The sequence below is a fragment of the Neptunomonas concharum genome (assembly GCF_008630635.1).
Classification (GTDB): Bacteria; Pseudomonadota; Gammaproteobacteria; order Pseudomonadales; family Balneatricaceae; genus Neptunomonas; species Neptunomonas concharum.
The window spans coordinates 660815-674038 of the sequence record NZ_CP043869.1; the positions used below are offsets into that span (position 1 = coordinate 660815).

The 13224-nt window shown below is 45.7% G+C and carries 10 protein-coding genes; 9 read left to right on the plus strand and 1 reads right to left on the minus strand.

Annotated features, from left to right (window positions below; genetic code table 11):
• The first annotated feature begins 68 nt into the window (after positions 1-68).
• A complete protein-coding gene (flgK, locus tag F0U83_RS03160; RefSeq protein WP_138986486.1) occupies positions 69-2114 on the plus strand; it encodes a flagellar hook-associated protein FlgK in 2046 nt (681 codons plus the stop codon).
• A gap of 13 nt (positions 2115-2127) precedes the next feature.
• The gene (flgL, locus tag F0U83_RS03165; RefSeq protein ID WP_138986487.1) at positions 2128-3414 is read left to right on the plus strand and encodes a flagellar hook-associated protein FlgL; all 1287 of its coding nucleotides are present in this window, start codon (positions 2128-2130) and stop codon (positions 3412-3414) included.
• Between the two features lie 16 nt (positions 3415-3430).
• Here the strand turns inward: flgL and F0U83_RS03170 are convergent, their stop codons facing one another.
• Positions 3431-3742 carry a flagellar protein FliT gene (locus F0U83_RS03170; protein ID WP_170221718.1) on the minus strand — a complete coding sequence of 104 codons (312 nt, stop codon included), beginning with the start codon at positions 3740-3742 and terminating at the stop codon, positions 3431-3433.
• 221 nt (positions 3743-3963) lie between these two features.
• Here F0U83_RS03170 and F0U83_RS03175 point away from each other — a divergent pair, with 221 nt between their 5' ends.
• The 7 genes from F0U83_RS03175 to F0U83_RS03205 all read left to right on the plus strand — a co-directional run bounded on the left by F0U83_RS03175 (position 3964) and on the right by F0U83_RS03205 (position 13021).
• On the plus strand, positions 3964-5955 hold the full coding sequence (locus F0U83_RS03175; protein WP_138986489.1) for a flagellin N-terminal helical domain-containing protein: 1992 nt from the start codon (positions 3964-3966) through the stop codon (positions 5953-5955).
• Positions 5956-6033: 78 nt separating this feature from the next.
• Positions 6034-6408: a flagellar protein FlaG gene (locus tag F0U83_RS03180; RefSeq protein WP_138986490.1), complete on the plus strand. Its 375-nt coding sequence runs from the start codon at positions 6034-6036 to the stop codon at positions 6406-6408.
• Between the two features lie 57 nt (positions 6409-6465).
• The gene (gene fliD / locus F0U83_RS03185) at positions 6466-8499 is read left to right on the plus strand and encodes a flagellar filament capping protein FliD (RefSeq protein ID WP_138986491.1); all 2034 of its coding nucleotides are present in this window, start codon (positions 6466-6468) and stop codon (positions 8497-8499) included.
• Positions 8500-8538: 39 nt separating this feature from the next.
• Positions 8539-8928: a flagellar export chaperone FliS gene (gene fliS, locus F0U83_RS03190; protein ID WP_138986492.1), complete on the plus strand. Its 390-nt coding sequence runs from the start codon at positions 8539-8541 to the stop codon at positions 8926-8928.
• A 137-nt stretch (positions 8929-9065) separates the two neighbouring features.
• Positions 9066-10535 carry a sigma-54 dependent transcriptional regulator gene (locus F0U83_RS03195; RefSeq protein WP_138986493.1) on the plus strand — a complete coding sequence of 490 codons (1470 nt, stop codon included), beginning with the start codon at positions 9066-9068 and terminating at the stop codon, positions 10533-10535.
• A complete protein-coding gene (locus tag F0U83_RS03200; protein WP_138986494.1) occupies positions 10535-11644 on the plus strand; it encodes a sensor histidine kinase in 1110 nt (369 codons plus the stop codon). The genes F0U83_RS03195 and F0U83_RS03200 overlap by 1 nt, the downstream gene beginning before the upstream one ends.
• A complete protein-coding gene (locus F0U83_RS03205; protein ID WP_138986495.1) occupies positions 11645-13021 on the plus strand; it encodes a sigma-54-dependent transcriptional regulator in 1377 nt (458 codons plus the stop codon). It begins immediately after the preceding gene.
• The last annotated feature ends 203 nt before the right edge of the window (positions 13022-13224 follow it).

The following is a 13224-nucleotide window of genomic DNA, read 5'->3' on the forward strand; positions in this document are numbered from 1 at the left end:
GCCGCTATATATAAGATGAACAAGAGTAGTCGTCGTGAACTAGTATCGGCCTACTCGGGAGAAAGTATATGTCCAGTTTTAGTCTCTTGAACTTAGGTACTCAGGCGTTACGGTCGAATCAGACAGCTCTGTCGACGGTAGGCCAAAATATCTCGAACGTAAATACACCGGGCTACAGCCGTCAGGTGGCGAACTTTGAGACCCTGCCTGACCGAAGTGGGGTTAAAATTGATGATATAGATCGCATCACCAACAAATTCCTGACGCAGCAACTGTGGTCTGATCTATCTACTTATAACCAAAGCTCTACCTTTACCGAGCTTGCAAGTCAGTTGGATGATCTTTTGGCGACGGAAGTCACCAGTGTCTCCAATGCGCTGGATAACTATTTTGGTGCGCTACAGAATGTGGTTGATGACCCGGTATCGATGCCTAATCGGGAACTGTTTATCGCTGAAGCAGATGCCGTTGTAAAACGCTTCAATGACTTAGATGCTAATATCCGTCGGCAAAGCGATACTATCAATGAGGTAGTATCTGATTTAGCCAGTCAAGTGACAACGTTAGCAACTAATATTGCTGATCTTAATAACAAAATTAGAGTTGCAGTCGCATCGAACAATCCAGCCAATGAACTTCGTGATCAACGAGAGGAGCTGACAAATCAGCTTTCCGAGTTGGTAGGTATTAAGGTGATTGAGCAGGATCTGGATGAGTTTAGTATTTTTGTGGGCAACGGGCAGCCTCTTGTTGTAGGTATTAGCGCGAACCCTATGATTGCTACACCGGGCGACCCTGATCGCTCGGTAACTGAACTATCACTGGTAGTCGCCGGTAACCAAGTCAATGTAAATGACCAGCTAAGTGGGGGGCGTATTGGTGGGTTGCTTCAATACCGAAACGAGACACTCAATGATGCACGTGATGAGTTAGGCCGAATCGCAATAGGATTTGCCGAAAGCATGAACACCCAGCATCGCTCAGGTATGGACCTCAATAACCAGCTAGGTAGTGATCTCTATGGCGACATTAATGCTCCTTATCTTCAATATAGCCGTATCATGGCGCAATCAGATAACCAGTCTGATATATCGACAGCACGCGTAGAGATAACTGACATATCCAAATTGAAAGCAACAGACTATGAGTTGGTATATGACGGCGAAAACCAAATTACGCTCGTACGAAACAGTGATGGTAAGCAGCTGAAGGTGCATGAACTCTCCCAAGTCACTGCGCCTACTGTTGTTCAAGGGATCGCGGCTGTTGGTGATGGCGAATACTACCTTGATCCAGGTAGTAGTACTTTATCGTTTTCTGTCGATGGTATGAAAGTGACCATTGATACTCAGGTGACATTAGCACGAGGGGATCGGTTTATGATTCAGCCCGTGCGTAATGGTGCTGAAGATCTTAATCTGGTGGTGAACGATGGTCGTAAACTTGCACTGGCATCACCGATCAGGGTTACGGCGGGAACAGAGAATTTAGGCAGTGGTGTAGCTAAAGCTGTGGTTACGGACCCGGATGCCGCCTCATTTGATCAACCGCTCACGCTATCACCACCAATAGATATTCGTTTCAATGCACCCGATGCAAGTACGCCAAATAGTGTGATGACTTATACGATCTATGATATGAGTAACCCAAGTAACCCTGTCGTTCTTGATTTGGGTGCTGGCCCACTTGCAGCCATTGATTACACCGCCGGTGAAACAATACAGCTTGATGGTTATGATGTTGTAATAGGCAACCAGCCTCAGCCAGGTGACCGGTTTAGCTTCACCTTTAATAAAGATGGTTTTTCAGATAACCGTAACGCGCTAACGTTATCGGATCTTCAGCAGACCGATCTGTTTGATAGTGGCGCTTATCAGGATTTATACGGTAGTTTGGTGGAGCGTGTCGGTACAAGAACGGCTACAGCACGTATCAGTGTTGATGCGAATAAAGCAGTGTTGGACTCCACAGTTACCGCAAAATCGAGTGTCTCTGGCGTCAACTTGGATGAAGAGGCTGCTAAGTTAGTGCAGTTTCAGCAGGCATACCAAGCTTCAGCACAGCTGATAAGCACATCACAAACACTGTTTGATACCCTGTTGAATAGTATTTAAGGAGGTATGAAGGATGCGTATTTCAACCCAGCAACAATACCTTCGCTCTATTGATCAGATGCAGAATAAACAATCTGAGATAGCGAACCTGCAGAACCAAATTTCGACGGGTAAGCGGCTTTTGAGGCCTTCAGATGACCCTGTGGCAGCAGCACAAGTTGTGAAGCTGGAGCGAGAGCTCGCGCAGTATGAAAAATTTGATTACAACATCAATGTGACTCAGCGACGCTTAGAGCTTGAAGACTCTATTCTTGATGATATCAATACAGCCACTGATCGTATGCGAGAACTAACCATCCAAGCGGGTGGCGTTACCTTGAACGATCAAGACCGCTTATCTATATCGAAAGAGCTGACGCAGCTGACACAGTATGTAGCGGGTTTGATGAATACTCAGGACTCCGAGGGAGAATATCTGTTTGCAGGCAGTAAAGGTACGACTAAACCCTATGAAGCGCTAGCAAATGGGCGCTATCAATACAACGGAGATGATGGGCAGCGGTCAATACAGGTAGGCGCAGAGCTTTATGTGCCTTCTAATGATTCAGGTAAGTATCTTTTTGATGCGGTGGATGATCGGCTGAAAATTGAGCTAACGGGGCAGGCCGTATATGACGCTGAACTGGCAGCAAGTGAGCCTTTTATCCGCGTGGCAGAGTTTCAAACACTGGCAGCAGAAACCCAATTTAGTGAAGCAACACAGGGGTTGGGTGATATCACCCTAACGGTGACAGGAACTGCTCCGGCTTTTCAGTACAGTGTCGTAGATAGTGGGGGTAACCCTGTAAAAGATACGGATGGCAATGATATCACTAATGTTCCAGCGGGTGATCTTTCCACAACGCCGCTTGAGGTTAACTTGCTGGGCATGTCATTTGAGCTGCACGAACCAGCGGATATGACGGCAAATAGCATTACGATCAACGTAGCAGCAGAGAAGAAAACCCTCTTGGATGTGGCGGCAGATTTGGCAGAAGTATTGGCAAATCCAGTAAAAAGCAATGCTGATAGAGGGGCGTTATCTGAAGCTATTGCCACGGGTTTGGAGCAGTTCAGTCAAGCAGCTGATAGAAATGTAGAAGCTAGGGCAACACTGGGTAGTCGTCTTAAAACTTTAGAGAGTATTAGTAGCTCTAATTTAGACTTTGAGCTTTTTACTAAAAAAGCGCTTTCTACGCTCGAAGATGCCAATATGGCTGAAGTGATTAGTAAGTTTAAGCTTGAAGAAGCAACGTTACAGGCAGCTCAAGCGACATTTGGACGTGTGTCTCAGTTATCGCTTTTCAATTACCTGCGTTAAACTGCCTCGCTTAGGCTTACTTTCCGCTGGACTGGTAAGCCTTATTCATTTTTCTTCCACGATTGGCTTGCTGTCTCTCTTTAATTAAAGCGTGTTGGTGTGTCTCTACAGACTGAAAAATAGTTTGGTCTATTGAGCGAATTAACTCCGTTATTTCCCGGACTTTTTGCTGATCTGCTTCTAATTCCGGTAGTGGCTGTTGTGCTGCCTTCCTAACAAGAGCCTCTCTCTCAAACTGCAATTTCTCTACTGTAGGCCACTCGTTTTGCTCACAAGCGGCTTCAATTTTCTTTGTAATTTCAAGTGCTTTGGAAAGTGTATCAATCATCAGACACTCCTTTTGAATTTTTCCTAAAGAGACGCGGTAATGGGCCGATATAAAAGATAACCGAGGCAGAACGCTGCCATATAAGAAACAAAAAAGAAATACTAAAGCATCTTTTAAATTGGTCGATAACTGAATCATAGCCGGTAACGAGAGCAGATCACGAAGCCGGAAATGAACACTAAAGCAGCCAGTCAGACCTGGTTGATATGAGGAGAAATCTCATGGCAATGGTAATTAACTCAAACATTATGTCCCTAAACGCTCAGCGTAATCTGACTCTGTCTCAGAACGAACTGAACACCTCGATGGAGCGTTTGACAAGTGGTAAGCGTATCAACTCTGCGGCAGATGACGCAGCAGGTCTGTCCATCTCTAACCGTATGACATCTCAGGTTCGTGGTTTGAACCAAGCGATTCGTAACGCAAACGATGGTGCTTCCCTGATTCAAACTGCAGAAGGTGCACTGGATGAGTCTACTAACATCCTGCAACGTATGCGTGAACTGTCTATTCAGTCTGCCAACGGTACTTACGACTCTGGCAACCGTGGCACATTGAATGCCGAGGTTAAGCAGCTGGTATCTGAGCTGGACCGTATCGCAGAAACTACCTCATTTAACGGTCTGAATATCCTTGATGGTTCCTTGGGTAAAGTGGACCTACAGGTTGGTTCTGAAGCCAATCAGACCATTGAACTATCTATCCAGGCTATGGATTCAAGAACGTTAGGCTTAGGTTCTACTAGTGTAGATATCGTTGGTGGCGAGAATAGCTTGGTTGCAGATACTACAGCGATCAACAACAACGATATTATGATTAACGGACAATCCATTATGGCCGTCGGTGAAACCTGGACCGGTGGTACAGATGATATGGATGAGTTGATCGATAAAATTAATACCAATGTGAACGGTGTTACTGCAAGCACTATTGCAAGCGCTACATCAACAGATGTTGGTGATGGTATCTTGGCTGAAGGTGAAACATTCAAAGTAGATGTTAAGAAGTTGGATGGCACTACTACCTCTGTTGAGGTAACTGATACCGAAAATATGGATCAGCTTGTTGATAAGCTGAACGCTGAAGGTGGTGGATTAATATCAGCTTCTGTAGGTGATGATGGAAAACTAACCATCACAGCAGAGAATGTTGAAAGTTTAACATTTACTGATGGTGGTTCTGGTCCTAATGGTGCAGGTGGTACGTTGGCAGCAACGACAGCATCGATTGCTCTGTCCTCTGATGATGGTGCTGAAGTCACTATTGAGCGAGGAACAACCGGCACTCTGTCTGACTTAGAGTCTTTCGGTTTCCGTGAAAGTAACGAAGCGGGTGTTATTGAAGGCGAAGCTGTGGACGCTAATGCCTTTGCAGTAGGTGATCTGAAGATTAACGGTGTAGACGTTGGTGTCAGTGAAACCGGTGGTTTGATCGATAAGGTTGCTGCTATCAATGATATCAGTGATGAGACAGGCGTAACTGCAAGTGTGTTCTCTGGGGTAGAGATTGATACGTCTACTGCAACAGGTGCATGGGCTGCTGGCGACTTTACAATCAATGGTGAAGTTATCACATCCGGCGCAGATCTGGACGCGTTAGTCACAGCTATTAATGGTGTGAAAGACTCTACTGGTGTAACGGCTACATTGTCAGGTCAGAACCTTTTACTAGAAGGAGATGTATCTCAGATCGCGTTTGGTGATGCTTCTGGTACAGCTGATAATGGTGCAGCCCTGACTGCAATCTTGGGTGGTGGTGTAACCGTTGCTGATGCAGCGGGCGGTATTAAACTGTCTTCTGATAATGGCAACCCGATCAGTGTTGACCATAAAAATGCTGCAGCTGAAGCCAAGTCTGGTTTATTAGATGCTAACTCTGCTGGCGGTGGTTCATTCGGTGCGGCTATCAGCAGCTTGGATATCTCAACAGCTGCGGGTGCTCAGAAAGCGATTGGTATCATCGACAACGCGCTAGAGCAGATCAACTCTACTCGTGGTGACTTGGGTGCGGTCAGTAACCGTTTGGACTTCACAGTGAACAACCTGTCCAACGTATCTGAAAACGTAGCAGCAGCTCGTTCACGAATCGAAGATGCTGACTTCGCTGCTGAATCTGCTGCACTGTCTCGTGCACAGGTGCTACAGCAGGCAGGTACTGCAATGTTGGCCCAGGCTAACGCGGCACCTCAGCAGGTTCTGTCACTGCTCCAGTAAGTTTAACCGGGAGCTAAGCATACCAGTTAAAATCCCTCACCACCGCTGGTGGGGGATTTTTGGTTAAGGGGGTGTCACATGTCAGTAGAATCAATGAATGCAAACAATGTTGCTGCGGCAGTACAAACAACGGCATCGCAGCAGACACAGCAAGCTAAACCTGATGCAGCAGAACAGCAAAAACAGGCTATTCAAGCAGTAGAGCAGGTGAAGCAAAACCAAGAGATGTCGGTTGAGGAAGTTCAGGCTGTTGTAGATAAACTTAATGAGTTTATGCAGAACGGGCAGCGTAATCTGAATTTTTCTGTCGATAAAGATACCGATAATGTCGTCGTCAAAGTTATGGACAAGCAAACTCAGGAAGTGATTCGGCAGTTTCCTTCAGAAGAAACACTAAAACTGACGAAGCACATAGAAGGTATGCTGGGTTTAATATTTAATGATCGTGCTTAAATCGGTGTAAACTACATCTATAGTTAACAGCGTATCAACGAGCATGAGGGAGGGGTTATGGATACCAATATCGTTTCCGCACTAGGAGGTGGTTCGGGTATCGATACCACAAAGCTAGTAAAAGATCTGGTCTCGCTTGAGAAAGCGCCCCAGCAACAGCGATTAGACTCTAAGAAAGAGCAACTAGATGCTCAAATATCTGCTTATGGCACGTTAAAGAGCAGCCTTTCGGAGTTCAAAAATATACTGGCTCCTCTTGCCAACAATGACACCTTTAATTCACGTTCAGTGTCCTTCCCCGAAACGGATGTCATTACGCCTAGCAGCTTGGCTGCGGATGCTCAAACGGGTACCTATCAGATTGAAGTGGAAAGTGTCGCACAAGCGCACTCATTGGCATCAAATACCACTTACAGCGATAAGGATTCCGGTATAGGCGCTACGGGAAACCTGACGATCCGTTTGGGAACGTGGACCTATGATGTTAGCGATAATCCTGTTTCCTTTGCTGAAAACGAAAAACAGACTTCATTGAGCATTGAGGTATTAGCGGAAGATTCGCTTCAGGATATTGCCGATAAAATCAATGAGCAGGATTCTGATGTGCAAGCGTCGGTATTGCTGGTGGATGGCAGTTATCAGCTGATGATGTCCGCACCATCGGGTGCTCATAATGCGCTGGAAGTCAGTGGCGATGATCCAAGTTTAGATGTTTTCGCATTTAATGCGGCTAATTACGCTAATGTGACTGAAACTCAACAAGGTAAAGACGCCAAAGTACAACTCAATGGTTTAACGGTTTATCGTGAAACCAATAATATTGATGATGTGATTACGGGGCTTGAGTTTACGCTTAATAAAGCGAGCCCGGGTGAGAAGTTTACCTTTACGGTGTCTGAGGATAAAAACACCGGTGAGCAAGCGATTCGTGATTTTATAGAAGCTTACAACACTTTTTTTGAGACAGCTAAGTCGCTTACCGGCGTATCGAAAGATGCTGAAACGAACCAAACCACTCGTGGTGATTTGGCAACCGACGGCACGGCCAAAAGTTTGATTGCCCGTATTCGTTCGGTCATTACAGCTGCGGTGCCTGGCGTCAGTGACTTTAATGCGTTAACCAATGTGGGCATTCGCACTAAGCTAGATGGCACGCTTGAGATTGTTGATAAAGATTTTAGTGCGGCTATTAAAGATAATTTTGAGCAAGTAGCGTCGCTTTTCGCACCGCAGACGTCATCGACTTCAAGTAGTGTTGATGTATCCATTGGTAGTTACGCTTCCAAAACAGTGCCCGGCACTTACAGCGGTAGTATCAGCACGGCGCCGAGTAAGGGCTCAGTGATCGGGGATGCTGCTTTTGCTGCGTTCAACACCGCTGATACGCCAGCTGGTGACTTTTCTTTTAGTGTGACCGTTGATGGTACGACCTCATCATCCTTAACCTTATCAGGTGATTTTACAACCGCTGAAAGTCTGAGAGCGGAATTACAATCGCTTATTAATAATGATGATACATTAAAAGAAGCAAAAGCCTTTGTAGATGTGATTGTTGCTCCCGGTGGCGAGTTACAGCTGGTTTCTAGGGAGTATGGCTCTGCGTCTAAGGTCAGCTTTGATGCTACGGGCACTGATTTTGCAACTCAAACCGGTTTATCTACCGCATCGGCTTCAACCAGTGGTGTCGATGTGGCAGGTACGATTAATGGTGAAGCTGCGTTTGGGTCAGGCAATGTGCTCCTACCGAAAATTGATTCAGACCCCTACGGCTTGAATTTGACAGTAAAAGAGGGTGCTTCTGGCGCCTTTAGTATCACTTATTCTCGTGGTTTGGCGGGTGAGTTAACCAGTTTGATTGATAGCTTTTTATCTGGTTCTGGCATTATTAATACCCGCGAAGAAAATATAAACAAGCAATTGGATGGTATTGTTGATGATCAAGAGAACCTTGATCGTAAAATGACAATCTATGAGTCTCGTCTTACTGAACAGTATCTGGCCATGGAGCGAATCATTGCCAGTTTACAGCAGACGGGTGACTCACTAAACGGTATTCTCGATCGCTTACCGTTTACAGCGTCCAACAATTAAGTATCCATTTGAGTCTCGCTTTTTGGAGTAATAGAAGAAATGAGCGTTAACCTAAGTGCTTTAAAGCAGTATAAAAGTGTAGACCTGAGAGCCTCTGTGGAGATGGCGTCTCCTAAAGAACTGATTGGTATGCTATTGGATGGTGCGTTAACGGCCTTAGCAAAATCTAAAGGCGCCATTGAGCGAAAAGATATTGGTGAGCGCACCCTTCAGTTGAACAAAGCCAATGATATTATTCTGGGCTTAAAAGATTTCTTAGATCATGAGAAAGGCGGAGAGATTGCCAGCAACTTAGATGCACTATATGACTATATGGTACGCACACTGATTCAGGCAAACCGCAATAACGACCAAGAAAAAGTTCAAGAAGTGATGAATTTGTTATTGGAGGTCAAGTCAGGTTGGTCCGCAATGGAAACAAATAGTTAGTGCCAGTGCAGGAGGGAGATGCTTTTCCCTCCTTCTTATTTTTATAAAGCCAATTAATTGGCACTGTTTGATCTGTATTCATTGTTTATTCTTCCCTCTCTGCTAGTATGTCAAAAAAATGACTTGTTTTTTGACCTATGCAAATACCTAACAACTTGATGGTTCTCTTAGTCGATGACAATGATCAACGTCGCGAAGCGTTAAGTACCGTTTTTACTTTTCTGGATGTTCCCCATCGTATTCTTACGTTCGTTGATTGGTTCCAACAGCCGGCTGAACGTTTTCCTGAAATAGCACTGATTGGTTGCTGCTCGTTGCCAGTTTCTCTGGAAAAACTGATGGCGTCGTTTCGTAACGATATGCAATGCACGCCTCTATGTCTGCTTGAGAAGTGGGAAGAAGTAGAGCAGTTAAGTGAATTGTCCAAAACGCAGTTAGTACGTGTACTGGATACACCGTTGACGGAGAGTACGCTTACAGACTTACTTCATGAGGCCCAGGTTTTACAGGGTAAAGGCAAGGATATCTTGCCAACAGGTATTCGTTTTCCGTTGCTAATCGGGCAAAGCCCAGCCATGAGTCAACTCAAAAAAGTTATGGCTCGAGTGGTTGATCGGGATGTGAATGTACTGATTACGGGAGAGTCAGGTACCGGTAAAGAACTCGTGGCGCGTAGTCTTCATGATTTGTCAAAACGTGCTACCGCTCCTTTTGTTCCGGTTAATTGTGGCGCTATACCGCCGGAGCTTCTGGAAAGTGAGTTGTTTGGCCATGAAAAAGGTGCCTTCACCGGGGCGGTTAGTGCGCGCATTGGTCGATTTGAGATGGCTGATGGTGGCACTTTGTTTCTTGATGAAATCGGTGATATGCCGCTGGCGATGCAGGTTAAGCTATTACGTGTGTTGCAAGAACGCTGTTTTGAGCGCGTGGGTGGTACAAAAACTATTGATGTAAATGTTCGTATTATTGCGGCTACCCATAAAAACTTAGAGGCGATGATTGAAACGGGTGATTTTAGGGAAGATCTCTATTATCGCTTAAACGTTTATCCGATAGAGACTCCCCCGCTACGAGAACGGCGAGATGATATCACTATGTTATTGCATGCATTGGCTCAGCAGGCAGAAAATAATGGTTTGGGTCGCTTACGGTTTCATGCATCGGCATTAGATTCGTTACAACAGCATCCGTGGCCGGGAAATGTCAGAGAGCTTGCAAATCTTGTTGAGCGGTTGGCGATTATGCATCCTGATGGTGTGATTGGTGTATCAGAACTCCCCGAGAAGTGTCGTCATATCGCCGAGCCTGAACCTAGTCGTTACCAAAGTCAGGGAAGTTTTACATTAGATTCGGATATTCTTTTAGATCGCTTAGTAGATGAGCCAGAGAACTCCGCAACGGGGAAAATACATAATACAGTGACAGCACTGCCAGAGTCGGGAATTGATCTGAAGCAGCATCTGGAAAGTTTGGAGCGTTCATTGATTGTATCTTCTCTAGAGCGCACCGGTTACGTGGTGGCTAGGGCAGCAGAGCTACTAACGATACGCCGAACAACGCTTGTAGAAAAGATGCGTAAGTATGGTATTCAGAGACAGGCTGACTGATGACAGAGATAGATATCCTAAAGCAGCAACTGAAAGAGACGCAACAAGCGCTTGAAGAGACTCGCAGGCAATTGGATCATGCCGGTAAGGACCGGGATCGAGAGATGGCGCATGGTGATTTGTTGGCGGTAAGGATGCGGCAGCTACTGGACTTAATTCCGGCCGGTGTGGTGTTGATTGATAACCACGGCAGAATATCGTTGTGTAACCCTGCTGCAGAAGGGCTACTAGGAACGCCGCTGATGGGGGAGTTATGGATGCAAGTCATTCAACGAAGCTTTGCTCCTAAAAGTGATGATGGTCACGAAATTTCGCTGAAAGATGGCCGACGCGTCAGTATTTTGACAAAAGCGATGGCAGATGAACCTGGGCAGCTAGTTCTTCTTACGGATCAAACAGAAACACGCTTGCTTCAAGCCCGCTTATCCCAGTATCAACGCCTCTCTGAAATGGGAAGAATGATGGCTTCATTGGCTCATCAAATCCGTACCCCATTATCTGCGGCTATGTTGTATACAAGCCACCTTACCGCTAACTCTATTACTGAAGCTCAGCGTATGAAGTTTGCAGCGAAAGTTAAGTCCAGATTGACGCATTTAGAACAGCAAGTAAGCGACATGTTGGTGTTTGCGCGTGGCGAAACTAAGCTAGAGGAGTACGTGACTACAGATGCGCTGCTACAAGCTATTGATGATGCCTTGGATGTTCCGCTTGCTCAGTTTGATGCGGACTGTGATTTGGTCAATGAGGCACCGGGATATCAGCTGCAATGTAATCAGGAAGTTCTGATCGGTGCTATTCTAAATTTAGTGAATAACGGGCTTCAGGCATCAGGAAAGCAAAAGACAATCAAAATACATATCTCAGTTGTTGGCGATAATCTGCTGCTCCAAGTGGTTGATCAAGGCCCTGGAATGGACGTTGAGCTAATACGGCAAGCGATGCAGCCTTTTTTTACCACTAAGTCCCATGGTACAGGGCTTGGGTTGGCGGTAGCCCAAGTGGTGGCCAAAGCCCATCGTGGGCGTTTTGATATTAAGTCTGAGCCGGGGCAAGGTACTGCAGCTCAGTTATATCTGCCTTATATAAAAATGGAACAGGGTAATTAAATGTCGGTCACGGTACTGGTTGTTGAAGATGATCTGGATCTTAGAGAAGCGCTGGTTGATACACTGGAGCTTGCAGGTATCAGCACTATCGAAGCGGAGGATGGAGAAGCCGCTGTCGTGCGCCTAAAAGAAAGTGTGATCGATATGGTGATTTCAGATGTCAACATGCCAGGGATGGATGGACATGCCCTCCTGGAATACGTTCGCGAACAATTCCCAGCCATCCCTTTTTTACTGATTACCGCCTATGGGCAAGTCGATAAAGCGGTCGATGCTATTCGTCATGGCGCTGTGGATTATTTATTAAAGCCTTTCGATGCCGATACACTCATCAGTGCTGTTCAGCAGTTTGCTTTTGGCAGTGGTAACAGCACCAGCGAGCCGATCGCAGAAGAACCAACGAGTAAGCAATTGTTGCAGCTAGCTCGGCGTGTTGCTACAACCGACTCAACGGTACTGATTACGGGGGAGTCGGGTACAGGTAAAGAGGTATTAGCTCGTTATATTCACGAACATTCCAACCGGGCAGCCGAACCTTTTATTGCGATCAATTGTGCTGCTATTCCTGAAAATATGTTGGAAGCAATGCTATTTGGGCACGAAAAAGGTGCTTTTACCGGAGCTGTAGCCAGCCAACCGGGTAAGTTTGAACAGGCTAATGGCGGCACTCTGTTACTTGATGAGGTGACAGAGATGGATTTAGGTCTTCAGGCAAAGTTGCTTCGTGTGCTGCAAGAACAGGAAGTTGAACGTGTCGGTGGGCGCAGTGTCATTAAATTGGACGTACGTGTTTTAGCAACGACCAACCGGTTGTTGGAAGTGTATGTAACCGAAGGTAAGTTTCGTGAAGACCTCTACTATCGTTTGAATGTCTTCCCGCTGCAATGGCTACCCTTGAGGGAAAGGCCCGCTGATATCGTGCCGCTGGCAAAACAGATCTTGGATAAGTATTGTAAAAAAATGAAGCGACAGCCTGTTTCTCTGAGTGTTGAGTCTGAATTAGCACTTAAACAGCATGCTTGGCCAGGTAATGTCCGAGAGTTGGATAATGTCATGCAGAGAGCACTGATATTGCAAACGGGAAGCTTAATACTCCCAAGTGATCTGCATATGATAAGCGGTGCTATTAGCATGAGTCAGGTTTCTCAGGAAGAACAGGGAGATGCGCCTGACAAGGTGCTGCAAGATGAAGCGGGTAAGCTAGGTAGCGATCTTAGGCAGCATGAGTTTCAGTTAATTATAGAAGCACTGAAAGCGACGCAGGGAAGCCGGAAAGAGGCGGCAGAGCGGTTGGCTATTAGCCCTAGAACACTTCGATATAAGCTAGCACGTATACGAGATGCAGGTATCGATCTAGATAGCTTGCTTCGCTCTTGAGAGTCTAAGAAATATTTAAAAAAATTCATTAAATAACAATGAGTTATGGTTTATGTAATACCATTGGATGTGCCCGAATAGACCAATGTCTAATTCAGAGGGGAGCTTTCAGTTGGGTATAAAACCAGTCTGTAAGTCGGCTTTGTCTGCATGAAAAGAACATAATAAGAACAGGCAAAAATGCCGACTCAATAATTAAAACA